The sequence below is a fragment of the Lelliottia sp. genome, assembly GCF_045627565.1.
GTDB lineage: Bacteria > Pseudomonadota > Gammaproteobacteria > Enterobacterales > Enterobacteriaceae > Enterobacter.
The window spans coordinates 274,756-298,853 of sequence record NZ_JAZQNX010000001.1; the positions used below are offsets into that span (position 1 = coordinate 274,756).

Annotated in this window: 24 protein-coding genes; 14 read left to right on the plus strand and 10 right to left on the minus strand. The window is 55.1% G+C overall.

What is annotated here, in order from left to right:
* Positions 1-45: 45 nt before the first annotated feature.
* The 5 genes from ACKI5T_RS01455 (at position 46) to ACKI5T_RS01475 (ending at position 5,373) form a co-directional block, all read left to right on the plus strand.
* The gene (locus ACKI5T_RS01455; protein ID WP_407435141.1) at positions 46-675 is read left to right on the plus strand and encodes a TVP38/TMEM64 family protein; all 630 of its coding nucleotides are present in this window, start codon (positions 46-48) and stop codon (positions 673-675) included.
* 12 nt (positions 676-687) lie between these two features.
* Positions 688-1,860, plus strand: a complete 1,173-nt coding sequence (locus ACKI5T_RS01460; RefSeq protein ID WP_407435064.1) for an ABC transporter substrate-binding protein — start codon at positions 688-690, stop codon at positions 1,858-1,860.
* On the plus strand, positions 1,833-3,368 hold the full coding sequence (locus tag ACKI5T_RS01465; RefSeq protein ID WP_407435065.1) for a thiamine ABC transporter permease: 1,536 nt from the start codon (positions 1,833-1,835) through the stop codon (positions 3,366-3,368). The genes ACKI5T_RS01460 and ACKI5T_RS01465 overlap by 28 nt, the downstream gene beginning before the upstream one ends.
* The gene (locus tag ACKI5T_RS01470) at positions 3,368-3,988 is read left to right on the plus strand and encodes an ATP-binding cassette domain-containing protein (RefSeq protein WP_407435067.1); all 621 of its coding nucleotides are present in this window, start codon (positions 3,368-3,370) and stop codon (positions 3,986-3,988) included. The genes ACKI5T_RS01465 and ACKI5T_RS01470 overlap by 1 nt, the downstream gene beginning before the upstream one ends.
* 77 nt (positions 3,989-4,065) lie before the next feature.
* Complete coding sequence (locus tag ACKI5T_RS01475; protein WP_407435069.1) at positions 4,066-5,373, plus strand: sulfurtransferase; 1,308 nt, start codon at positions 4,066-4,068, stop codon at positions 5,371-5,373.
* Here the strand turns inward: ACKI5T_RS01475 and ACKI5T_RS01480 are convergent.
* Positions 5,370-5,987: a CDP-alcohol phosphatidyltransferase family protein gene (locus ACKI5T_RS01480; RefSeq protein ID WP_407435071.1), complete on the minus strand. Its 618-nt coding sequence runs from the start codon at positions 5,985-5,987 to the stop codon at positions 5,370-5,372. The genes ACKI5T_RS01475 and ACKI5T_RS01480 overlap by 4 nt on opposite strands.
* A complete protein-coding gene (locus ACKI5T_RS01485) occupies positions 5,980-6,549 on the minus strand; it encodes a carboxymuconolactone decarboxylase family protein (RefSeq protein WP_407435073.1) in 570 nt (189 codons plus the stop codon). The genes ACKI5T_RS01480 and ACKI5T_RS01485 overlap by 8 nt, the downstream gene beginning before the upstream one ends.
* A gap of 75 nt (positions 6,550-6,624) precedes the next feature.
* Here ACKI5T_RS01485 and ACKI5T_RS01490 point away from each other — a divergent pair, with 75 nt between their 5' ends.
* Positions 6,625-7,041 carry a pyrimidine (deoxy)nucleoside triphosphate diphosphatase gene (locus ACKI5T_RS01490; RefSeq protein WP_407435075.1) on the plus strand — a complete coding sequence of 139 codons (417 nt, stop codon included), beginning with the start codon at positions 6,625-6,627 and terminating at the stop codon, positions 7,039-7,041.
* Here the strand turns inward: ACKI5T_RS01490 and ACKI5T_RS01495 are convergent.
* Complete coding sequence (locus ACKI5T_RS01495; RefSeq protein WP_407435077.1) at positions 7,001-7,273, minus strand: YnjH family protein; 273 nt, start codon at positions 7,271-7,273, stop codon at positions 7,001-7,003. The two genes, ACKI5T_RS01490 and ACKI5T_RS01495, sit on opposite strands and share 41 nt — an antisense overlap.
* A 234-nt stretch (positions 7,274-7,507) precedes the next feature.
* On the opposite strand from ACKI5T_RS01495, the gene gdhA reads away from it, so the two are divergent.
* The gene (gene gdhA / locus ACKI5T_RS01500; RefSeq protein WP_133630482.1) at positions 7,508-8,851 is read left to right on the plus strand and encodes an NADP-specific glutamate dehydrogenase; all 1,344 of its coding nucleotides are present in this window, start codon (positions 7,508-7,510) and stop codon (positions 8,849-8,851) included.
* Positions 8,852-9,109: 258 nt separating this feature from the next.
* On the opposite strand, the gene ACKI5T_RS01505 is transcribed toward gdhA, so the two are convergent.
* The 3 genes from ACKI5T_RS01505 to ACKI5T_RS01515 all read right to left on the minus strand — a co-directional run bounded on the left by ACKI5T_RS01505 (position 9,110) and on the right by ACKI5T_RS01515 (position 12,729).
* Complete coding sequence (locus ACKI5T_RS01505) at positions 9,110-11,014, minus strand: DNA topoisomerase III (RefSeq protein WP_407435079.1); 1,905 nt, start codon at positions 11,012-11,014, stop codon at positions 9,110-9,112.
* 4 nt (positions 11,015-11,018) lie between these two features.
* Positions 11,019-12,062, minus strand: a complete 1,044-nt coding sequence (gene selD, locus ACKI5T_RS01510; protein WP_407435081.1) for a selenide, water dikinase SelD — start codon at positions 12,060-12,062, stop codon at positions 11,019-11,021.
* Positions 12,063-12,177: 115 nt separating this feature from the next.
* A complete protein-coding gene (locus ACKI5T_RS01515) occupies positions 12,178-12,729 on the minus strand; it encodes an NAD(P)H nitroreductase (RefSeq protein WP_407435083.1) in 552 nt (183 codons plus the stop codon).
* A 166-nt stretch (positions 12,730-12,895) separates the two neighbouring features.
* Between ACKI5T_RS01515 and sppA the strand changes: the two genes are divergently transcribed.
* From sppA to yajD, 4 genes are all read left to right on the plus strand, one after another.
* Complete coding sequence (gene sppA, locus ACKI5T_RS01520) at positions 12,896-14,752, plus strand: signal peptide peptidase SppA (protein WP_407435085.1); 1,857 nt, start codon at positions 12,896-12,898, stop codon at positions 14,750-14,752.
* Positions 14,753-14,811: 59 nt separating this feature from the next.
* The gene (ansA, locus tag ACKI5T_RS01525) at positions 14,812-15,828 is read left to right on the plus strand and encodes an asparaginase (RefSeq protein ID WP_041689643.1); all 1,017 of its coding nucleotides are present in this window, start codon (positions 14,812-14,814) and stop codon (positions 15,826-15,828) included.
* A gap of 10 nt (positions 15,829-15,838) precedes the next feature.
* Positions 15,839-16,480, plus strand: coding sequence for a bifunctional nicotinamidase/pyrazinamidase (pncA, locus tag ACKI5T_RS01530; RefSeq protein ID WP_012017074.1), 642 nt, complete (start codon positions 15,839-15,841; stop codon positions 16,478-16,480).
* 61 nt (positions 16,481-16,541) lie between these two features.
* A complete protein-coding gene (gene yajD / locus ACKI5T_RS01535) occupies positions 16,542-16,886 on the plus strand; it encodes an HNH nuclease YajD (RefSeq protein WP_407435087.1) in 345 nt (114 codons plus the stop codon).
* A gap of 71 nt (positions 16,887-16,957) precedes the next feature.
* Here yajD and ACKI5T_RS01540 read toward each other — a convergent pair whose 3' ends face one another.
* Positions 16,958-17,233, minus strand: a complete 276-nt coding sequence (locus ACKI5T_RS01540) for a YeaC family protein (RefSeq protein WP_407435089.1) — start codon at positions 17,231-17,233, stop codon at positions 16,958-16,960.
* Between the two features lie 41 nt (positions 17,234-17,274).
* Complete coding sequence (gene msrB / locus ACKI5T_RS01545; protein WP_407435091.1) at positions 17,275-17,688, minus strand: peptide-methionine (R)-S-oxide reductase MsrB; 414 nt, start codon at positions 17,686-17,688, stop codon at positions 17,275-17,277.
* 340 nt (positions 17,689-18,028) lie between these two features.
* Between msrB and gapA the strand changes: the two genes are divergently transcribed.
* Positions 18,029-19,024, plus strand: coding sequence for a glyceraldehyde-3-phosphate dehydrogenase (gene gapA / locus ACKI5T_RS01550; RefSeq protein ID WP_407435093.1), 996 nt, complete (start codon positions 18,029-18,031; stop codon positions 19,022-19,024).
* 79 nt (positions 19,025-19,103) lie between these two features.
* Positions 19,104-19,988, plus strand: coding sequence for a D-hexose-6-phosphate mutarotase (locus ACKI5T_RS01555; protein WP_407435095.1), 885 nt, complete (start codon positions 19,104-19,106; stop codon positions 19,986-19,988).
* Positions 19,989-20,025: 37 nt separating this feature from the next.
* On the opposite strand, the gene ACKI5T_RS01560 is transcribed toward ACKI5T_RS01555, so the two are convergent.
* Both ACKI5T_RS01560 and ACKI5T_RS01565 read right to left on the minus strand, forming a co-directional pair.
* Positions 20,026-20,880 (minus strand): aldo/keto reductase, encoded by an 855-nt coding sequence (locus tag ACKI5T_RS01560; protein WP_407435097.1) that lies wholly within the window; start codon positions 20,878-20,880, stop codon positions 20,026-20,028.
* A 90-nt stretch (positions 20,881-20,970) separates the two neighbouring features.
* On the minus strand, positions 20,971-21,717 hold the full coding sequence (locus ACKI5T_RS01565; protein ID WP_407435099.1) for a MipA/OmpV family protein: 747 nt from the start codon (positions 21,715-21,717) through the stop codon (positions 20,971-20,973).
* Positions 21,718-22,148: 431 nt separating this feature from the next.
* Between ACKI5T_RS01565 and yeaG the strand changes: the two genes are divergently transcribed.
* Positions 22,149-24,083 carry a protein kinase YeaG gene (gene yeaG / locus ACKI5T_RS01570; RefSeq protein WP_012017066.1) on the plus strand — a complete coding sequence of 645 codons (1,935 nt, stop codon included), beginning with the start codon at positions 22,149-22,151 and terminating at the stop codon, positions 24,081-24,083.
* Positions 24,084-24,098 lie beyond the last annotated feature (15 nt).

Genomic DNA, 24,098 nt, shown 5'->3' on the forward strand with positions numbered 1-24,098 from the left:
CTGCAAAAAATTCTGTTGATATGCGCCCTGTTGGGCGCATTTTTCATGATTCAGACGCTGCTGCCCCCCGGTTTTCTTTCGCTCGAATCGATCAAAACGCATCAGCTCGCGCTCCAGGACTATGTTGAACAGGCTCCCGCACGCAGTGCCGCAATCTATTTCGCCGCCTACGTGGTGGTCTCTGCCCTGTCGATTCCGGGTGCGGCGCTACTCACCCTGCTCGGCGGCACGCTGTTCCCGTTTTGGCAGGGCATTATTCTGGTGTCGTTTGCCTCCACGCTTGGCGCGACGCTCGCGATGCTGACCAGCCGTTATATTCTGCGCGATGGGGTTCAGCACCGGTTCAGCCATCAACTAAAAACGGTTAATGAGGGGATGGTTCGCAACGGCGCATTTTATCTTTTCGCCCTGCGCCTGATGCCGCTTTTTCCGTTCTTTCTGGTCAATTTACTCGCCGGATTAACCGCCCTTGGCGTGCGTCGTTACTGGTGGATTAGCCAGCTGGCGATGCTGCCCGCCACGGTGATATTCCTGAATGCCGGACGCGAACTGGGCAAACTGACATCGCTGCGCGATATTCTGTCGCCGGGCATGCTTTTCGCCTTTACACTCTTAGGGTTATTGCCGCTGGTGACGCGCTGGCTGTTTTCTCGCTATTTCCATTCTTCTCATTAACAGGGAGGCATTATGCGCCGTGTGCGTGGCTGCGTATTTCTGACCGGACTGCTGCTGGCAGCCCCCGCAATGGCTGACGCCAGTTGGCAAACCGTGCAAAACGACGCCAAAGGCCAGACCGTCTGGTTTAATGCCTGGGGCGGCGATCAGGCCGTCAATCGCTATCTCGACTGGGTAAGCGGCGAGATGAAAACCCATTACGCGATCACCCTCAAAATCGTACATCTGGCGGACGCTGCCGATGCGGTCAAACGCATCCAGACAGAATCCGCCGCCGGGCGAAAAACCAACGGTTCTGTCGATTTACTGTGGGTCAACGGGGAGAATTTCCGCACGCTGAAAGAAGCCGGTTTGCTGCAAACCAGCTGGGCGCAAACGCTGCCGAACTGGCGCTATGTCGATACCGATAAACCGGTCAACGAAGATTTTGCCATTCCAACCGACGGCGCAGAATCCCCGTGGGGCGGCGCGCAATTGACGTTTATTGCCCGCAAAAAGAGTCTGCCAGTTCCGCTCTCCGATCCCGAAGCCCTGCTCAGCTATGCGCAAAAAAATCCCGGTAAAATCACCTATCCGCGTCCGCCGGATTTCACCGGCACGGCGTGGCTGGAACAGCTCCTGCTAACACTGACGGTAAATTCTGATGCGCTGAAAGTCCCGCCTGATTCACACACGTTCAACGCAGTGACGGCTCCGCTATGGGATTATCTCGATAAACTGCACCCGCTGCTCTGGCGCGAAGGCAAAGACTTTCCGCCCAGCCCTGCACGAATGGATGCCCTGCTCGCCAGCGGCAATCTGAATATGTCAGTCACCTTTAACCCGGCGCACGCGCAGCAAAAAGTGGCCAGCGGCGAACTGCCTCTCGACAGCTACAGTTTTGGCTTTCACGACGGCATGGTAGGCAATGTGCATTTCGTGGCGATCCCGGCGAACAGCAGCGCCAGCGCGGGTGCCAAAGTGGTTGCCAATTTCCTCCTGTCGCCCGGGGCGCAAATTCGCAAAGCCGACCCTAAAATTTGGGGCGATCCGAGCGTGTTAAGCCCGCAAAAACTGCCGTCGGAACAGGCCGCGCAACTTAAAAAATTCATCCCTGACGGGTTACCGAAAACCTTGCTGGAACCGCATGCGGCGTGGGTTAATGCGCTGGAGCACGAATGGTTGCGTCGCTACGGCACCCGCTAGGCTGGCTGGTCTGGATAGCGGTAGCCGTCATCTATGCGCCGCTGATCCCTGCGGCGGGCATGTTGATGGCTCCGGCCTTGTCGCTTGCCGGATGGCAGGCGCTGTTGAGCGATCCGCAGCTGCCGCAGGCGTTTATCGCCACGCTCGTTTCGACGTTTATCGCCACCGCAGGTTCGCTTTTGATTGCCCTTTGCGTGGTCGCGGCGCTGTGGCCCGGCGACCGCTGGCGGCGTTTACATACCCGACTGCCATCGCTGCTGGCCGTACCGCATGTCGCCTTTGCCACCAGCGTGCTGCTGATGTTTGCAGAAGGCGGCGCGTTTTATCAATGGTGCAGCGCCTGTTCTCCCCTGATCGATCGCTACGGCATTGGCCTGGGGCTGACGCTGGCGGTGAAAGAGAGCGCGTTTGTGCTGTGGGCGATGTATGCGGTGCTGCCCGAAAAGACGCTGGCGCAACAGTGGGTGGTGCTGCGAACGCTCGGCTATTCGCGCATTCAAGGACTTTTCTGGCTGGTACTGCCCGCCATCACACCAGCGCTCGGCGCGGTAATGCTGGCGGTGGTCGCCTGGTCGCTGTCGGTGGTGGATGTCGCGATTATCCTTGGACCGGGTAATCCGCCGACGCTGGCGGTGCTGGCCTGGCAGTGGTTGAGTCAGGGTGATGCACAGCAGCAGACCAAAGGGACATTATTGTGCCTGCTGCTCCTTCTGCTGCTGGCGCTGTTTGCCGCCGTCGGTTGTATAATCTGGAGACGCTGGCACCGCCCGGTTCCCGGCGCGTCTGGCATTCGGCAGCATTTGGGCGCGCCCATGATCGGCACAACGCTGGGAGGGCTACTGCCGCTTTGCGGAGTGATGTGTGCAGCTGCGCTGATTTTGCTGGCAGGCGAAGACAGTTTTGATTTGGTGCCGTTTCGCGCCAGTCTCTCGTTGGCGCTGTTTTCTGGCCTGATAGCCCTGGCGATTATTTTACTCTGGCTTGAATGGGGGCCGTCTCGCGAGTCGCTTTGGATCTGGCTTCCGCTGGCACTCCCCGCCCTGCCACTGGTCGCCGGACAGTACCGTATCGCGCTCTTCACGGGCATCGACGGATCGTATCTTGCCGTGCTGTGGGGGCATCTGCTGTGGGTGTTGCCGTGGATGCTGCTGGTGCTGCAACCTGCGTGGCGCGGGCTGGACCCGCGCGCAATATTAATCGCGAGAACGCTCGGCATGCGGCGCAGCAAAATATTTTGGCTGATCAAATGTCCTATGCTGATCCGCCCTCTGCTTACCGCTTTTGCCACAGGCTTTTCCGTCAGCATGGCGCAATACTTGCCGACGCTATGGCTCGGCGCGGGACGATTCCCGACGCTGACCACCGAGGCGGTCGCGCTCAGCAGCGGCGGCAGCACGGCCATTCTTGCGGGTCGCGCGCTGTGGTTGCTGGCGCTGACGGCCGCCGCTTTTGGCCTCGCGGCAGGTTTATCCCGCCTGGCTGGACGTTTCAGACGAGGTCTACGTTAATGCTGATAGTTAAAAATCTGACGCTTGAGCCGCTTTTCCGCCAGGTGAACTTCTGCGTGAATAAGGGCGAAATCGTCACGCTGATGGGCCCGTCCGGCAGTGGAAAATCCACGCTGTTCGCCTGGATGGTGGGCGCACTTCCCAAAGATTTCAAAGCGTGCGGCGAACTGTGGCTGAACAACAGAGAATGCGACGCGCTGCCCGTCGAGAAACGTGAGATCGGTATTTTGTTCCAGGACGCGCTGCTGTTCGACCACTTTAGCGTGGGGCAAAATCTGCTGCTGGCGCTCCCTGAGCACATAAAAGGACCCGCGCGTCGTGATCAGGTTGAGCATGCGCTAAAAAGTGCGGGGCTTGATGGGTTCTACGCAAGCGATCCGGCCACGCTCTCCGGCGGGGAGCGCGCCAGAGTCAGCCTGTTGCGCGCGCTTCTGGCGCAGCCGCACGCGCTGCTGCTGGATGAGCCGTTTAGTCGTCTGGATAAGGCGTTGCGCGTCTCGTTCCGGGAATGGGTGTTCGCACAGGTTCGCGCGCTCAATATTCCCGTGGTGCTGGTCACGCACGATGAAGACGATATTCCGGCGGAGGGACGCGTGCTTCAGCTGTCCATGTGGCAATAATTTATGTGCTAACGCAAAGAACTCTGGCGAGCGGGGGACGAAAATGACACACCTTTTACCTGATATCAGATTTTTCGATGAAACGTGTTTCTCACCTGTCCACGCTCGCCATGATCCTGGGGCTCGCCACTTTCTCCACCGCTGCCGCTGATATGGCGCAATCACTGACGTTTGCGCAGCTGCAACAGCATCAGGGTACGGTTATCGACACCCGCGCCAGCGCGTTTTATAACGGCTGGCCGCAGACGCTGTCTGGCCCGTCCGGGCATGAACCTGCCGCGCTGAATCTCTCCGCCAGCTGGCTTAACGTGATGAGTGACGAACAGCTCGCAGGCTGGGCAAAACAGCATAACCTGACGCCAGCATCCGTGATTGCCCTGTACGGCAGCGACGCAGACAATCAGGCGGTCAAAGCACGATTACATAATGCAGGATATTCGACGGTTTCAACGCTGGGCGACGCGCTGCAAACCCCTGCTCGCCTGCAACGTCTACCTCATTTTGAGCAGTTGGTCTATCCGCAATGGATCCATCAGCTGCAGCAGGGCAAAAAAGTGGCGGCCGCGCCGACGGGTGATTTTAAAATTATCGAAGCCGCCTGGGGTGCGCCCAAATTTTACCTGCTAAATCACATTCCCGGCGCGGATTACATTGATACCAATGAAGTCGAAAGCGAACCGCTGTGGAATAAAGTGTCAGATGACAAACTGAAAGCGATGCTGGCGAAGCACGGCATTCGTCACGACACCACTGTGATTTTGTATGGCCGCGACGTCTATGCTGCGGCACGCGTGGCGCAAATCATGCTGTACGCCGGTGTGAAGGACGTACGCATTCTGGACGGTGGCTGGAAGGCCTGGTCCGACGCGAATCTGCCGGTCGGGCGCGGCACGCCCGCAAAAGTCAAACCGGCGAACGATTTCGGCGCCCCCATTCCCGGGCAGCCGCAGCTGATGGTGGATATGGAACAGGCGCGCGGACTGCTGCATCGCAAGGATGCCTCGCTGGTCAGTATTCGCTCGTGGCCGGAGTTTATCGGTGAAACCAGCGGCTACAGCTATATCAAACCAAAAGGCGAAATTGCCGGGGCCCGCTGGGGTCATGCGGGCAGCGATGCCACCCATATGGAGGACTTCCACAATCCCGATGGAACCATGCGCAGCGCCGATGATATCGCGGCGATGTGGAAGCAGTGGAATATTCTGCCCGATCAGCATGTGGCGTTTTATTGCGGTACAGGCTGGCGCGCGTCAGAAACCTTTATGTACGCGCGGGCGATGGGCTGGCAAAACGTCGCCGTGTACGACGGTGGCTGGTACGAATGGAGCGCTCACCCGCAAAACCCTGTCACGACCGGGCCGCTGACGCCTGAAAGCACGCTTTAACGGGCGAGCGCTTTAAGCGTTTGATACCCGCTCCAGACGCGCGTTGTGGTGGTGAGCCAGCACAACGCGCCAAAGATCCAGGCGAACAGCGCAAAGTGCATCGGGAACAAACAGCACAGCGCGAACAGCAGGATCGTCTCCGTCCCTTCCGTTAATCCCCCCAGATAATAAAACGACTTGTGCGCGTAGCCAGGATTATCAATATCATGCTTTGCAGCCAGCGCCGCAAACGCCAGAAAACTGCTCCCCGTACCGATAAACGCAAACAGCAGCCAGGCTGCCGCCAGCGCATTTTCCGCAGGGGCTGCCAGCGCAAAGCCAAATGGCACCAGGGCGTAAAACAGGAAATCGAGCGCAATATCGAGAAAGCCACCGGCATCGGTTATGCCGCGCCGCCGCGCCAGCGCACCGTCGAGTCCGTCGAGCAAACGGTTCAACACGATGACCACCAGCGCCGCCAGATACCAGCCCAGCGCCAGAAAAGGCAACGCCAGCACGCCGATGGCAAACCCTACCAGCGTTAAGCCATCAGCGGTGATAGTCGGTTTATCAAGCTTTTCTACCAGACGGTTAAGCCCTGGTTTTATGCGCGGATGCACATGTCTGTCAAGCATGCGGTTTTCCTTTGAAGGCGTCGCAGAGCCCCTGCGCCGGGATGTCGAGTGCAGCGTTAAAACGCGCCGAGAGATTCTGAAACGCAATCAGGGCGGTCATTTCTGTTATCGCAGCGTCGCTGTAAAAACGCTTAAGCTCGGTTTTTACGTCGTCACCGATCTGCGGCGGCGTGGCCGTTGTCGCCTCGGCATAGGCCAGTGCGGCACGCTCATCCGCGCTGAACAACGTCGAATCGCGCCAGTGGCTGACGGCGTGCACTTTATCCAGCGCGCCGCAGCGCTCGGCCAGACGCAGGCTGTTGGCATCGATACAAAACGCGCAGTGGCAAAGCTGCGAGACGCGGGTCATCAGCAGCGAGCGCAGCGTCGGACTGAGACGCGCATTACGGCGTTCAAGAAAACCGACAAACAGCGCCACCAGCCAGAACAAACGCGGCATTCGCCCCCACCAGCGGGTTGGATTGAGCACCGCGCCGAAATGTTTTTTCTGCATCGCCGCGATAGGTTTCAGGCTGACGGGAATGGATTTGACGGGGTGTACCCAGACGGTAGTTTCTTTCACCGAACTCTCCTGATGGCTGGACTCTTTGAAAGGCGACGATAATATGTCGTTTTTCACCTTCAATTATTGATGACCATGCTGAAAACTCTCGATGTCGTCGCCGCGATCCTGGAACAGGACGGCAAAATTTTACTGGCGCAGCGCCCACCCCATGCCGATCAGCCCGGAATGTGGGAGTTTGCCGGAGGGAAAGTCGAAGCAGGCGAAACGCAGCCCGACGCGCTGATTCGTGAGCTGCGTGAGGAGCTGGGCATTGAGGCGCAGCCTGCGCAGTATGTCGCCAGCCATCAGCGCGAAGTGTCGCAGCGGCTCATCGCGCTGCACGCGTGGCACGTCCCGACATTCAGCGGCGAGCTGACGGCTCATTATCACAGCGGGCTGGTGTGGTGTACGCCCGAAGAGGCGCTAACCTACACGCTAGCGCCTGCCGATATCCCCTTGCTGGAAGCGTTTATTCTTTTACGCGCCGCCAGACCAGCGGGTTCGTGCTGATAGTGCGTTCATCACGCTGACACTGCAACAGCACGCCGTCGGCTTTCACGACCGCCCCTTCCGAATAGTTCTGATCCTGGTAGATGCAGCATTGATTGCACGGCTGCGCACGCTGACCGCCGGAGCTAAAGACTTCTGCCGGTACGTTGACGTCAACATCCGGGCGAAAGCGGTCAGCCTGCGCGCCTGCCGATAAAAGCGCAAACAGCGCGGGAATGATGTAACGGTTCATAGACGTCGGTTCCTGTTGTGTCCTTGTAATGACTATAACGGTTAATCGGGGTCGAACCTTTAATTTGTCAGCCATCGTTTTTCGTTATGACTCGCGCCCGATAATTAATTTCCCTTTCGTCACGAATTTTCACTTGCCTCGCAAAGCGGTACGGGTGGTATAGTCGAAAACGACCAAAAAACACCCGCACAACACACAAAATATAAAAAATCATCATAAGAGGTTCTTATATCAATGGATCAGACACGCACTCTGGAATCGTTTCTTACCCATGTTCAAAGCCGCGACCCGCATCAGAGCGAGTTCGCGCAGGCCGTTCGTGAAGTCATGACCACGTTGTGGCCGTTTCTTGAAGAAAACCCCCGTTATCGTCAAATGTCCTTGCTTGAGCGTCTGGTTGAACCGGAGCGCGTCATTCAGTTCCGCGTGGTGTGGGTTGACGATCGTAATCAGGTGCAGGTTAACCGCGCATGGCGCGTCCAGTTTAACTCCGCTATCGGCCCGTTTAAGGGCGGGATGCGTTTCCACCCCTCAGTGAATTTATCGATTCTGAAATTCCTGGGCTTTGAGCAAACGTTCAAGAATGCGCTCACCACGCTGCCGATGGGCGGTGGGAAAGGCGGCAGCGATTTTGATCCGAAAGGCAAAAGCGAAGGCGAAGTGATGCGTTTCTGTCAGGCGCTGATGACCGAACTGTATCGCCACCTTGGGCCTGATACCGACGTGCCTGCGGGCGATATTGGCGTGGGCGGACGTGAAGTTGGCTTTATGGCCGGGATGATGAAAAAGCTCTCCAATAACAGCGCCTGCGTGTTCACAGGTAAAGGACTCTCCTTTGGCGGCAGTTTGATCCGTCCGGAAGCGACGGGCTATGGCCTGGTCTATTTCACCGAGGCGATGTTAAAACGCCACGGTTTGGGCTTTGAAGGCATGCGCGTGGCAGTGTCGGGGTCCGGAAACGTGGCGCAGTACGCGATTGAAAAAGCGATGCAGTTTGGCGCGCGCGTGATCACCGCCTCTGACTCCAGCGGCACGGTGGTGGATGAAGCGGGTTTCACCACGGAGAAACTGGCGCGTCTGTGTGAAATCAAAGCCAGCCGTGACGGCCGCGTGGCCGATTATGCGCGTGAGTTTGGCCTGACCTATCTGGAAGGCAAACAGCCGTGGTCGGTGCCGGTGGATATCGCCCTGCCGTGTGCAACGCAAAATGAGCTGGACGTCGACGCGGCGCAGCAACTGATCGCGAACGGCGTGAAAGCTGTGGCTGAAGGCGCGAACATGCCGACGACCATCGAAGCGACCGACCTGTTCCTGGAAGCGGGCGTGCTGTTTGCGCCAGGCAAAGCGGCGAACGCGGGCGGCGTGGCGACTTCAGGTCTGGAAATGGCGCAGAACGCGGCGCGTATGGGCTGGAAAGCCGAGAAAGTGGATGCGCGCCTGCATCACATCATGCTGGATATTCACCACGCCTGCGTCGAGTATGGCGGTGAAGATAAGCAGACCAACTATGTGCGCGGCGCGAATATCGCCGGCTTCGTGAAAGTCGCCGATGCGATGATTGGGCAAGGTGTGATTTAAGATGTTTAGGGTACTGTCTGGTGCCCTCACCTCACCCCTCTCCCACAGGGAGAGGGAGCAAACACTAAAAACGGCAACCGAAGTTGCCATTTTGCTTTTGTCATGTGCGGTCTGAAGCCTTCACCCCTAACCCTCTTCCACGATGAAAGGGAGCAAATACTAAAAACGGCAACCGAGGTTGCCGTTTTACTTATGCCTTGTGTGATCTCTTGCTCTCGCCCAGCGGTCACCCACAGAGAGTTCGCTGTAACAGCGACATCAGGCTGCGCTTTTTTTCTTTTTGAACGGTTTTTTCGCGCCGCCTGGCGCAACCATTCCTCTGAAGTTTTTCACCGGCGTCGTTCGCGCCTGATTAATCAGATCAAATAATGTTCCCACCAGCGGCTGCATGAAGTCCTGATAACGACACTCTTTTTCACTGATTTTTGTCAGGATCGATTCCCAGTGCGCGGTCATATCCGGTCGTGCGGCCAGTTCCGGCAGGGAGTGAATCAGCGCCCTGCCAGGATCTGTTGACTGTATATAGCGGCCTTTTTTGATGAGAAAACCGCGTTTAAACAGCAGTTCGATAATTCCAGCGCGTGTGGCCTCAGTGCCCAATCCGTCGGTCGCGCGCAAGATTTTTTTCAGATCTTTATCCTGCACAAAACGGGCGATCCCGGTCATGGCAGAGAGCAGCGTGGCATCGGTGAAGTGGCGCGGCGGCTGCGTCTGACGCTCAATCACTTCGCCTTTTTCGCACAGGAGTTCGTCGTTTTTCGCAACCACTGGCAGCGGCGTGCCGTCGTTTTCTTCGTCACGCTCTTTATTGCCCAGCAGCGTACGCCAGCCAGCTTCGGCCAGGAAACGCGCTTTCGCGACAAACTTCGCTTTGGCAATCTCCAGTTCGATAACGCATTTACGGAACATCGCATCGGCGCAAAACTGCATCAGATATTGACGAGCCACCAGCTGATAAACCTTCGACTCGTTTTCGGTCAGATTAACGTTGCTGGCGCGCGCCGTCGGGATAATCGCATGGTGGGCATCGACTTTTTTATCATCCCAGCAGCGATTACGCGTCTCCAGATTCACGACAGGCTGCGGGAGCAGATCCGGCGCGTGGACGCCAATCGCATTCAGCACCGCATGACGCCCGGCGAAATGTTCTTCCGGCAAATAACGGCTATCCGAACGCGGATAGGTAATCAGCTTGTGCGTTTCATAAAGCTTCTGGCAAATATCCAGGACGTTTTGCGCGCTCATGCCGTAGCTTTTGCCCGCTTCAATCTGTAATGCCGACAGCGAAAACGGCAGCGGCGCGGGTTCTGATTCCCGTTTATCGTTATAGCTGGTGACGATGGCCGGTTGACCGGCAATGCGGTTAACGACGTGATCCGCCAGTGGACGATGCAATAAACGCCCTTCTTCATCCTGATATGGCTCGCAGGCTTCGCTGGGTTGCCAGACGGCGACGAAACGCTCGTCCTTCGGCGTTACGATATGCGCCTTCACCTCAAAGAAGTCTTTCGCTACGAAGTTCTCGATCTCTTCGTCACGGCGTACCACCAGCCCTAAAACAGGCGTTTGCACCCGTCCAACGGAGAGCACCCCTTGGTAGCCCGCGTTGCGCCCTAAAATCGTATACGCGCGGGTCATGTTGATGCCGTACAGCCAGTCGGCACGCGCACGCGCCAGCGCGGAGACGCACAGCGGGATAAATTCGCTGTTAGAGCGCAGACGAGAAATCGCCCGCTCAACGGCCTGCGGGTTGAGATCGTTTATCAGACAGCGCTGCACCTGTTTGCGTTTTTCTGGTGCCAGCTCAAGATAATCGAGCACTTCGTCAACCAGCAGTTGCCCTTCGCGATCCGGGTCACCCGCATGGACGATTTCAGCCGCGTCGTGCAGGAAACGCTTGATCACATTAAGCTGTTTTGTGACCGACGGGCGCGGCTGCAAACGCCATTTTTCCGGCACGATAGGCAAGTCGTTCAGGTTCCAGCGGGCGTAGCGGCTGTCATAGACGTCCGGCTGCGCCTGTTCAAGCAGGTGCCCGATACACCAGGTGACCACCTGCCCGTTTCCACACTCAATAAAGCCGTCGCCCTTGCGATGTGGCTTTGGCAGCACATCTGCAATGGCTCGGGCCAGGCTTGGCTTTTCCGCAATATACAGCCGCATCGAATTAACGAATCTCAATCATTGGACGGCCGCCGCGGGCGGTGACCAGCTCACCGATGGCGGTCAGGGTGATACCGAATTCTGCGGCGGTGACTTTGACTTCGGTTTCCGACTCTGGCGTCACCGCCAGCAGAAGGCCGCCGGACGTTTGCGGGTCGCACAGCAGATCGCGCCATTCGACAGGCATTTCGCCCATCAGATGTCCGTAGCTGGCAAAGTTACGCTGCGTGCCCCCAGGGACCGCGCCTTGCGCGATGTACTCTTCAACGCCCGGCAGTTTTGGAATCTCCTGATACACGATTTGCGCCTGTACGCCTGCGCCCTGACAGACTTCGCTCAAATGACCGAGCAGCCCAAAACCGGTGACGTCGGTCATCGCTTTCACGCCGTCAATATTCGCGAACGCGGCACCCGCGAGGTTCATCTGGCACATCACTTCTGTCGCAAGGCCAATGTGTTCTGGTTTGAGCAGCGATTTTTTCTCGGCGGTGGTGAGCACGCCAATACCGAGCGGTTTAGTCAGGAACAGTTTGCAACCCGGCTGCGCGGTGCTGTTACGCTTGACGCGTTCCGTCGGGACGATGCCGGTGACGGCCAGACCAAAAATCGGTTCCGGCGCGTCAATAGAATGTCCCCCCGCCAGCGCGATCCCCGCCTGCTGACAGGCAAAGCGCCCGCCCTCAATGACTTCGCGGGCAATTTCCGGCGCAAGGGTGTTAATTGGCCAGCCCAGAATGGCAATCGCCATAATCGGTTTACCGCCCATCGCGAAAATATCGCTGATCGCATTGGTGGCCGCGATGCGTCCAAAATCAAACGGATTATCGACGATAGGCATAAAGAAATCGGTGGTGCTGATAACGCTGGTCCCGTTGCCTAAATCATAAACCGCCGCATCATCACGCGTTTCATTACCGACAAGCAGGTTCGGGTCGACAAACTTCGCCTGTTCGCTGTGCAGAATGGTCTCCAGCACCTTAGGGGAAATTTTACAACCGCAACCTGCTCCGTGGCTGTATTGCGTTAAACGAATGGTTTGCTCGCTCATGGACATCTCCTGTCATTGCTGTGGCGCTATGGTAGCGCTCATTCCTTAAAGAGGTAAGTCTGACTGTCTGAATTCTGGCGCGGATGCGCAGAATCCAGACAGTTTAGTGCGCTTATCAGAAATGGGTAACGAACGGCGTGGGGTCGGGCACGGAAACGGTGGTCGACGCTTTCAATTGTGGTGTTCCGAGATAGAGGAAACCGACGATTTTATCGTGTTCGCCGCAGGATAATCCCTCACGAACAACCGGGCTGTCGGTCAACGGACCTGTGCGCCAGATGCCATTAAAGCCCTGCGCGACCGCCGCCATTTGCATGGCCATGACTGCGCAACCCGCTGACATCTCTTGCTCCCAGACGGGCACTTTATGCCCGGCCTGACATTTTGCCACCACGGCGATAATCATTGGCGCGCGGAACGGCGCGCTGCGGGCTTTATCGATGGCCTTGTCGTCCTGACTCGCGGCGATCGCCCCTTTCTCCAGTAAAGCGCTGAAGCGGTCACGCCCTTCACCTTCGATAATAAAGAAATGCCACGGCTGCAGCGTACCGTGGTCAGGCGCGCGCATCCCGGCCTGCAAAATGCTGTCCAGTTGCTGACCCGCTGGGGCAGGTTCGGCCAGGCGTGAAGCGCTACGACGGTTAACAAGTAGTTCTAGTGCGTCCATTGGTTAACTCCTGTCTTCAAAATTGCTCACAAAATTAACACGACAGCAGATTTTGTTACAGCGTAGAGGGCGATTCCTGCTGACAAGTGGCGGTTGGGTCATTACGATAAGCCCACATTGCCGTCCAGTCGCGACGGAACAGTCATTTTCTGGTTAGGGAGTACACATGCGAACCCTTTGGCGAATTTTTGCCGGTTTCTTTAAATGGACGTGGCGGCTGCTCAATTTTGTCCGCGAACTGGTGATGAACGTGTTTTTCATCTTCCTGATTCTGGTCTGTGTGGGCGTCTGGATGCACATCAGCAGCAGCAACCAGGCGCAGAATTCCGGACGTGGCGCGCTGTTGCTGGATATCACGGGCGTGATTGTCGACAAACCGTCCGCCAGTAATCGCCTGGGGGTGATTGGTCGCCAGCTGTTTGGCGCGACGTCCGATCGCCTGCAGGAAAACTCCCTGTTTGATATCGTTGAGGCGATTCGTCAGGCCAAAGACGATCGCAACATCACTGGGATCGTTCTGGATCTGAAAAACTTTGCCGGTGCCGACCAGCCGTCGATGCAATACATCGGTAAAGCCCTGCGCGAATTCCGCGACAGCGGTAAACCGGTGATTGCGGTGGGCGATAGCTACAGCCAGGGGCAATATTATCTGGCGAGCTTTGCCAACAAAATTTGGCTTTCCCCACAGGGTACGGTTGATCTGCACGGGTTTGCGACGAACGGCCTGTATTACAAATCGCTGCTCGAGAAGCTGAAAGTAACCACGCATGTCTTCCGCGTCGGGACCTATAAATCCGCCGTTGAACCGTTTATTCGCGACGATATGTCTCCTGCCGCGCGTGAAGCCGACAGCCGCTGGATCGGCGAGCTGTGGAATAACTATCTGACCACCGTTGCCGCTAACCGTCAGGTCACCCCTGAGCAAATCTTCCCGGGCGCGCAAGCGATGCTGGATGGACTGCAAAAGGTGGATGGCGATACGGCAAAATATGCTCTGGACAACAAACTGGTCGATACGCTCGGATCCAGCGCGGATATCGAAAAAGCGCTGACCAAGCAATTTGGCTGGAGCAAAGAAGAGAAGAATTACAGCGCGGTGAGTTTGTATGACTACACCACGAAGAAACCGAGTGAAACAGGTGATAGCGTCGCCGTGGTCTTCGCCAATGGCGCCATCATGGACGGTGAAGAGACTCCAGGCAACGTGGGGGGTGACACGACGGCATCGCAAATCCGCGACGCGCGTCTCGACCCGAAAGTGAAAGCGATTGTCCTGCGTGTCAACAGCCCTGGTGGCAGTGTGAGTGCGTCTGAAGTGATTCGCGCTGAGCTGGCCGCGGCACGTGCAGCAGGCAAAGCGGTCGTGGTCTCGATGGGCGGTATGGCGGCATCCGGCGGATACTGGATCTCCACACCAGCCAACTACATTGTGGCAAACCCAAGCACGCTGACCGGTTCTATCGGCATCTTCGGCGTGATCAACACCGTAGAAAACAGCCTGGATTATCTGGGTGTGCACACGGATGGCGTTGCAACGTCACCCCTGGCCGATGTGTCCGTAACCAAATCGCTGCCGCCGGAAGTGTCGCAGATGATGCAGTTGACCATCGAGAACGGCTACAAGCGCTTCATCACGCTGGTGGCAGAATCACGTAAGTCAGCGCCAGAGCAGATCGATAAAATTGCTCAGGGCCACGTCTGGACCGGTCAGGATGCGAAGAACAACGGTCTGGTCGACAGCCTGGGTGATTTTGATGACGCCGTCGCGAAGGCCGCCGAACTGGCGAAGCTGAAACAGTGGCATATTGCGTATTATCAGGATGAACCCACGTTTATTGATATGGTCATGAACGGGATGTCCGGTTCCGTACGCGCCATGCTGCCAGCCGCCATTCAAGCGTATCTGCCAGCGCCCGTGGCGACGGCTGCGAGCGTTGTGAAAGGTGAAAGCGATAAACTCGCCACCTTTAACGATCCGCAAAACCGTTACGCATTTTGCCTGACCTGCGCGAACGTACGCTAACCACGTCCCCTCTTCTCGCGAAGGGGGGATTTTTCTTTGAAGCCTAAGAACACAAAATTATGCAGAAGAAATCGATTTATGTGGCGTATACCGGCGGTACAATCGGTATGCAGCGCTCAGAAAATGGCTATATCCCTGTTTCCGGTCACCTCCAGCGCCAACTCGCGCTGATGCCAGAGTTTCATCGCCCGGAAATGCCTGACTTCACCATCCACGAATACGATCCGCTGATGGACTCGTCCGATATGACGCCAGAAGACTGGCAGCATATTGCGGACGATATCAAAGCGCATTATGACGATTACGACGGCTTCGTGATTCTGCATGGCACCGACACCATGGCGTTTACCGCGTCCGCGCTCTCCTTCATGCTGGAGAATTTGGGCAAACCGGTGATTGTCACGGGGTCACAAATCCCGCTGGCGGAACTGCGCTCTGACGGGCAGATCAACTTGTTGAACTCGCTGTACGTGGCGGCAAATTATCCGATTAACGAAGTGACGCTGTTTTTCAACAATCGTCTTTATCGCGGGAATCGCACCACCAAAGCCCACGCCGACGGGTTCGATGCGTTTGCTTCGCCAAATCTGCAACCGCTGCTGGAAGCGGGCATTCATATTCGTCGTCTTGGCACCCCGCCTGCCCCACACACTGCGGGCGAGCTGATTGTCCACCCGATCACACCGCAGCCTATTGGCGTGGTGACGATTTATCCCGGAATTTCAGCTGACGTGGTGCGCAACTTCCTGCGTCAGCCGGTTAAAGCGCTGATCCTGCGCTCCTATGGTGTGGGCAATGCGCCGCAGAATGGTGAATTCCTGAAAGAGCTTCAGGAAGCGAGCGCGCGCGGCATCCTGGTGATTAACCTGACGCAATGTATGTCTGGCAAGGTCAATATGGGCGGTTACGCCACCGGCAACGCGCTGGCTCAGGCCGGCGTGATTAGCGGCTTCGATATGACGGTCGAAGCCACGCTGACTAAACTTCACTATTTACTCAGTCAGGATCTGGACGTGGATGCGATGCGCAACGCCATGATGCAAAACCTGCGTGGCGAACTGACGCCGGACGAATAAGGAGTTTTTGATGAAACAACGAGCTCTGCTGTTGGTCGATCTGCAAAATGATTTTTGCGCGGGCGGCGCACTGGCGGTTGCGGAAGGCGACAGTACCGTTGATGTGGCTAATGCGCTGATCGCCTGGTGTAAAGCGCGCGGTGAAGCGGTGGTTGCAAGCCAGGACTGGCATCCTGCGGATCACGGCAGTTTCGCCAGTCAGCACAACGCGGAACCCTTTTCTCAAGGCGAACTCGACGGGCTAGCGCAAACGCTCTGGCCGGATCATTGCGTTCAGCAAACGGAAGGCGCGCAGCTACACCCGCTGCTCAATCAGCACGCCATTGATGCGGTGTTTCATAAAGGCGAAAACCCCTTAATCGACAGCTACAGCGCCTTTTTTGATAACGAACATCGCCAGCAAACTGCGCTGGACGAATGGCTGCGTCATCATGAGATTCACGAGCTGATTGTGATGGGGCTGGCGACGGATTACTGTGTGAAATACACCGTGCTGGATGCGCTAAAACTGGGTTACCAGGTGAGCGTCATTACCGATGGCTGTCGTGGCGTGAACCTCGACGCGCACGATAGCGCGCTGGCGTTTATGGAGATGTCCACGGCAGGCGCGACGCTCTATACGCTGGCAGACTGGGAAGAGACCCAGGCTTAACGTTTAATCAGCGGTGTCGCATTCAGACACCGCTATTTCATTTTTAGATGAGGTACGTCGTATGGCTTTTATCCCAAAAAATTACGCCCGGCTGGAAGTCGGTTATCGGGAAAAGGCGCTAAAACTCTTTCCGTGGGTCTGTGGGCGCTGTTCACGCGAATTCGTCTATTCAAATTTGCGCGAGTTGACCGTGCATCATATCGATCATGACCACAGCAATAACCCGGAAGATGGCAGCAACTGGGAGATGTTGTGCCTGTACTGTCACGATCATGAGCACTCGAAATACACCGAAGTGGATTTGTACGGTTCAACGGTCGTGGCGGGAGAAGATGCGCAGAAGGACGTCGGTGAAGCGAGATACAATCCGTTTGCCAATCTTAAAGCGATGATCGACAAGAAATAACGCAGACTGTCTATCCCTCCTGTTATACGTCGAAAACTATTCAGGAGGGATTGCTGCGCTTGTTCGACAGATTAGGATTTAAATGTCGCAATCGGCTTTGGCGTAATGCCAAAATCTTCTTTAAGCTCGCGTTTACTTTTCATCACCATCTGACCTTCCGTGTCGATCGTCATGTGCTGAGCGTCAGTGTTGTTGCGCGCCTGCCATAACATCACCAGCTGCAAACTGTTCTCTTTTTGCTCTGGCGTGAGCGCCACACCGTCTGGCCATTTTCCTAATTCAACTGCTGTCACCAGACGCTGATAAACCTCTGGCGTCATCGTGTTGATCATGTCATCAATATTCATGAAAAATCCGCTCTGAAGGAATAATTTGCTGAATCGTTTCTTCAGCCCTTTATCTGGTCGCCATTCTCATCATCCGAGAAGCTCATCGAAGCCGAATTGACGCAGAAACGTTCGCCCGTTGGCTGCGGGCCATCCGGGAACACGTGCCCGAGATGCGCATCACAGTTCCCACAGCGGATTTCGGTGCGCTGCATACCGTGGCTGGCGTCAGTAAGGTAACGGATTGCTTCGTCGCTCACAGGCTCGTAAAAGCTTGGCCATCCGCATCCAGAATCGTATTTTGTTTGCGAGTTAAACAGCGGCGCATCACACACCAGACAGTGATACACACCATCCCGTTTATTGTGCAGCAAACGCCCGGTGAATGGGGGTTCGGTCCCGTGATTCTGCGTGACGTAGAACTGCATTTCCGTCAGATTTTTTTTCAGGTCATCAGGGTTATGTTGATTCGACATAAGCTCATATCTCGCTGTTGCAACAGACACGTTTTACCGAGAATTCTAACAAAACATTAACACTGAAGTGTGAACTTTTGTTCTAAACTTATGCGTTGCGGTTTAGCAGTCAGCCAATTGTGATCTTTCTCACATATTTATCCTGATGGCCCTTTAAAATCCCGCGCGCAGCCCCCATGTGGTTGCTAGCTCAAAAGGAAAGTGAGGCGGTCAGTCGCACAAAGGTTATGCACAGGATTGATTTGTCGCAATGATTGACACGATTCCGCTTGACGCTGCGTAAGGTTTTTGTAATTTTACAGGCAACCTTTTATTCACTAACAAATAGCTGGTGGAATATATGACTATCAAAGTAGGTATCAACGGTTTTGGCCGTATCGGCCGTATTGTTTTCCGTGCTGCTCAGGAACGTTCTGACATCGAGATCGTTGCAATCAACGACCTGTTAGACGCTGAATACATGGCTTACATGCTGAAATACGACTCCACTCACGGTCGTTTTAACGGCACTGTAGAAGTCAAAGACGGCCACCTGGTTGTTAACGGCAAAACTATCCGTGTTACCGCAGAACGTGACCCGGCTAACCTGAAGTGGAACGAAGTTAACGTTGACGTTGTTGCTGAAGCGACTGGTCTGTTCCTGACCGACGAAACAGCGCGTAAACACATCACCGCGGGTGCGAAGAAAGTTGTTCTGACTGGTCCTTCCAAAGACAACACCCCGATGTTCGTTAAAGGCGCAAACTTCGAGAAGTATGCTGGCCAGGATATCGTTTCTAACGCATCTTGCACCACCAACTGCCTGGCTCCGCTGGCTAAAGTTATCAACGACAACTTCGGTATCATCGAAGGCCTGATGACCACTGTTCACGCAACTACCGCTACTCAGAAAACGGTTGATGGCCCGTCTCACAAAGACTGGCGCGGCGGCCGCGGCGCAGCTCAGAACATCATCCCTTCTTCTACCGGTGCTGCTAAAGCTGTAGGCGTTGTACTGCCAGAGCTGAACGGTAAAATCACTGGTATGGCGTTCCGCGTTCCAACTCCAAACGTGTCTGTTGTTGACCTGACCGTTCGTCTGGAAAAAGCAGCGTCTTACGAAGAAATCAAGAAAGCAATCAAAGCGGCTGCTGAAGGCCCAATGAAAGGCGTTCTGGGTTACACCGAAGACGACGTTGTATCTACCGATTTCAACGGCGAAGTTTGCACTTCCGTGTTTGATGCTAAAGCGGGTATCGCACTGAACGACAACTTCGTGAAACTGGTTTCCTGGTACGACAACGAAACTGGTTACTCTAACAAAGTACTGGACCTGATCGCTCACATCTCCAAATAAGTTGAGATGAGAATCTGATCCAAAAAGGCGACTTCGGTCGCCTTTTTTTATTTCTGAAGAAAAGACAGAGGATTGCGTAATGATTCACAAAATTTTTGCTCTTCCGGTAGTCGAACAACTTACCCCTGTGCTTTCCCGCCGCCAAATTGATGAAGCGGATATCATTGTTGTCGACCACCCGCGCGTTAAGGCATCTGTCGCGCTCAACGGTGCGCATTTGCTCTCCTGGAAACCGGAAGGCGAAGAAGAAGGTCTGTGGCTGAGCGCGGCGACATCCTTCAAAAAAGGCGCGGCAATTCGCGGTGGCGTACCGATTTGCTGGCCGTGGTTTGGTCCTGCGGCTCAACCGGGTCTGCCCGCTCACGGTTTTGCACGTAACCAGCAATGGACGTTGAAAGCGCATAATGAAGATGATAACGGCGCCGTTCTGACGTTTGAGCTGCAAAGCAACGACGAGACCCGTGCGCTATGGCCGCATGACTTCACGCTGTTTGCTCGCTTCAAGCTGGGCAAAACCTGCGAAATCGAACTGGAAGCTCACGGTGAGTTTGAAACCGCCTCTGCTCTGCACACCTATTTCAACGTCGGCGACATTGCCGATGTCAAAGTCAGCGGCCTTGGCGATACCTATATCGACAAAGTGGATAACGCGAAAGAAGGTAAACTGAGCGATGGCGTCCAGACCTTCCCGGATCGTACTGACCGCGTTTATCTGAATCCAGAAGCGTGCAGCGTGATCCACGATGCGAAGCTGAACCGCGCAATTGAGGTGATACATCAGCATCACAGCAATGTGGTGGGCTGGAACCCTGGCCCGGCGCTGTCTGTCAGCATGGCAGACGTGCCGGATGATGGCTACAAAACGTTTGTGTGCGTCGAAACCGCATGCGTGACTGCACCGCAGAAAGCGAGTGCCGAGAAACCGTCTCGTCTTGGTCAGACGATTAAGATCGTGAAACGCTAAAACAGTCCCCCTCACCCGCAATGTGAGGGGGAAACTCTTACACCACGTCTAACGCCGTCTTGTGGTCTGGCGCTGGAAACGCATTATCCAGCTTGACCAACTCTTGCGCTGAAAGCGCAATCGCCAACGCTCCCGCATTTTCCGTCACATGTTCAATGGTCGCTGCTTTCGGAATCGCCATGACGCCTTTATGGCTTACCACCCATGCCAGCAAAATTTGCGCAGCACTTGCCTGATGGCTGCGTGCAATATCGTTCACGACCGGATGATTCATCAGGCCCGAACGTAAGCGCCCGGCCTGAGCAAGCGGACAATACGCCATAACTGGTATGTTCTGCTGCTGGCACCACGGAAGCAGATCGTATTCAATGCCGCGTGAGGCCAGATGATAAAGCACCTGGTTTGTTGCGCAGGCCATACCGCCCTTCACGCCCCACAATTCCTGCATGTCGTCGTAATCCAGATTCGAGACACCCCAGCGGCCAATTTTGCCCTGCTGCTGCAATGTATCCATTAGCTCGACGGTTTCATCGAGACCAAAATTCCCACGCCAGTGCAGCAGGTACAGGTCGATATGATCGGTTCCGAGACGACGAAGGCTGGCATCGCAGGCGGCGATCCCTTTTTGTCCGCCCGCATTCCACGGATACACCTTAGACACCAGATACACTTTCTCACGCTGTCCTTTGATTGCCTCGCCCACCACCTCTTCCGCAGCGCCGTCCGCATACATCTCAGCGGTATCAATCAGCGTCAGGCCAAGGTCAATGCCCGCTCGCAGTGCATCAACTTCGTTGCGACGCTGACTGGCGTTTTCTCCCATGTACCAGGTTCCCTGCCCAATCGCGGGGACGGTCAGGCCATCGGTAAAGGTCACGGTTTTTTCACTCATTGGTCTCTCCTGTTTTGCTGCACCACCGTAAAACAAACGGGGCGCAAGCGCCCCGTTATGATGCATAAAATGCACTGCGTCAGTGCGCAATCAGAAACTGTAAGTCACACCGGTTGAGAAAATACCGGCCCAGGATCTGTCGACCATCGGGCTGTCTTTCACTTCATCGCTCAGACGCAGATAGCGCCCGGATGCGTAGACGCTCCAGTCGGCTGCAAACTTGTAGTTTGCCGTCAATTCCAGGTACGGGTTCCAGCCGTCGTCAGCCTGATACTGCTTCAGACCGCTACGACGCGACTCATTACGTGATACGCCGTAATAGTAGTCGTTGTAGTTTTCACTTTTGTAATCCACACCGATGCCCGGTGTCAGCGTCAGGCCACCGTTGGTGTAACGGTAGAGCCACGCCACATCACCGACGAATCCATTGCTGTTGTCCAGGGTATCGCCTGCCAGCGCAGCGCGCAGGTAGCCGTATTGCGTGTTATGCACGTAAGAAAGACCCGCCATCAGGGTGCCTTTACGCTTATCCAGCTGGCGCATCTGGTGGCTGTCACTGTCGCCCGGCTTAAAGTGCGTCGGATCGTAGTAAGCCATAATCGAGAGCTTATCGGCTTCGTCGTTCCACAAATAGTAACCGCCACCCAGACCACGGAACCAGAAGTTATCCCCTTCATAGGTGACAACGGGAACCGGATAGATCTCACGGTCATACTGCTTGTATGGGCTATTGATCACACCAACACCCGCACCAAGAGAGAATTTATCCTCTGCATGTACGGTGTTTATTGCCGTGGCGGCAAGGATGCCCAATGCCAGAAGTTTGAGTTTGGTCACAATCCATTCTTTCCTGTAGTCAAATAATCAGCGTTTGAAGTGTAACCGCCCTTGCTAAACATCCCAAAATTTTTTGCCTGCTAATGAGTTTGATTAACCGATTATTTTCATCGCTTAAGATGACCGACTGCTTTCAATTCTGTGACGCCTGGATGAAACCTGACATTTTATGCTTATTTCATCGGCTAATTATTCGGATGAGTTATTGATATGTCATTGAAATTAGTTTTTGCAGGCATGCAAGTTTTGCAAATGCCATCTACGCTTAATTTTAAGAAGATGAATGCCTGAACACCCTGCGGTTGTGAGCGTCAGACCTGGCATACGGGTTGCTGCTTAGACAGTGAGATGCGACGGTTCCTCTTCCAGGAGCCTCCACTATTCATACGAACGGCTCTTTTCCTGTGCTAAAAACGAAAGGACGGCATGCCATGAATATATTCGATCACTATCGCCAGCGCTATGAAGCTGCCAAGGACGAAGAGTTCACACTGCAGGAGTTTCTTACCATTTGTCGGCAAGATCGCAGTGCCTATGCTAATGCGGCAGAAAGGCTATTGATGGCTATTGGTGAGCCTAACATGGTCGACACGGCGCTCGAACCACGGCTCTCCCGTCTCTTTTCGAATCGTGTGGTTGCGCGCTATCCCGCGTTTGAAGAATTTTACGGCATGGAAGATGCCATCGAGCAGATTGTTTCTTACCTAAAACACGCCGCTCAAGGCCTTGAAGAGAAGAAACAGATCCTTTATTTACTGGGTCCGGTGGGCGGCGGCAAATCGTCCCTGGCGGAACGACTGAAAGCGCTGATGCAGCGCGTGCCGATTTATGTGTTGAGCGCCAACGGCGAACGCAGCCCGGTAAACGATCACCCGCTGTGCCTGTTCAATCCGCAGGAAGATGCGCAGATTCTGGATAAAGAATTTGGCGTTCCGCGCCGCTATCTGGGCACCATCATGTCGCCATGGGCGGCAAAACGTCTGCACGAATTCGGCGGTGACATCACTAAGTTCCGCGTGGTGAAAGTCTGGCCTTCGATTCTGGAACAGATTGCGATTGCAAAAACAGAGCCTGGTGATGAAAACAACCAGGACATCTCCGCGCTGGTTGGTAAAGTCGATATTCGTAAACTGGAACACCACGCGCAGAACGACCCAGATGCCTACGGCTATTCCGGCGCGTTGTGCCGGGCAAACCAGGGTGTGATGGAGTTCGTCGAGATGTTCAAAGCGCCGATTAAGGTGCTACACCCGCTGCTGACCGCCACGCAGGAAGGGAACTACAACGGGACAGAAGGTATCTCCGCCCTGCCGTTCAACGGGATCATTCTGGCGCACTCGAACGAATCAGAATGGGTGACCTTCAGAAACAACAAGAACAACGAGGCGTTCCTTGACCGTGTTTACATCGTCAAAGTGCCTTATTGCCTGCGCATCTCCGAAGAGATCAAGATTTACGAAAAACTGCTCAACCACAGCGAACTGGTGCATGCACCTTGTGCGCCTGGTACACTGGAAACCCTGTCGCGGTTCTCGATTCTGTCGCGTCTTAAAGAGCCAGAAAACTCCAGCATTTATTCAAAAATGCGCGTCTATGACGGTGAAAGCCTGAAAGACACCGATCCGAAAGCGAAGTCCTATCAGGAATATCGCGACTACGCAGGTGTCGACGAAGGGATGAACGGACTGTCCACGCGTTTTGCGTTTAAAATCCTCTCCCGTGTGTTCAACTTCGATCACGCTGAAGTCGCGGCCAACCCAGTGCATCTGTTCTACGTGCTCGAACAGCAAATAGAACGTGAGCAGTTCCCACAAGAGCTGGCGGAACGCTATCTGGAGTTCCTCAAAGGCTATCTGATCCCGAAATACGCCGAGTTCATCGGCAAAGAGATCCAGACCGCCTATCTGGAATCCTATTCCGAATACGGGCAGAACATATTCGACCGTTACGTCACCTATGCGGATTTCTGGATTCAGGATCAGGAGTATCGCGATCCGGACACCGGTCAGCTGTTTGACCGCGAATCCCTGAACGCGGAGCTGGAAAAAATTGAGAAGCCTGCCGGGATCAGCAATCCGAAAGACTTCCGTAACGAAATCGTCAACTTTGTTCTGCGTGCCAGAGCGCATAACAGTGGACGCAATCCGAACTGGACCAGCTACGAAAAACTGCGCACGGTTATCGAGAAGAAAATGTTCTCCAATACCGAAGAACTGTTGCCGGTCATTTCCTTTAATGCCAAAACGTCAACCGACGAGCAGAAAAAGCACGACGATTTTGTCGACCGCATGATGGAGAAAGGCTATACCCGCAAACAGGTGCGCTTACTGTGCGAATGGTATCTGCGCGTGCGTAAATCGTCATAACAGACCAGAAAATCG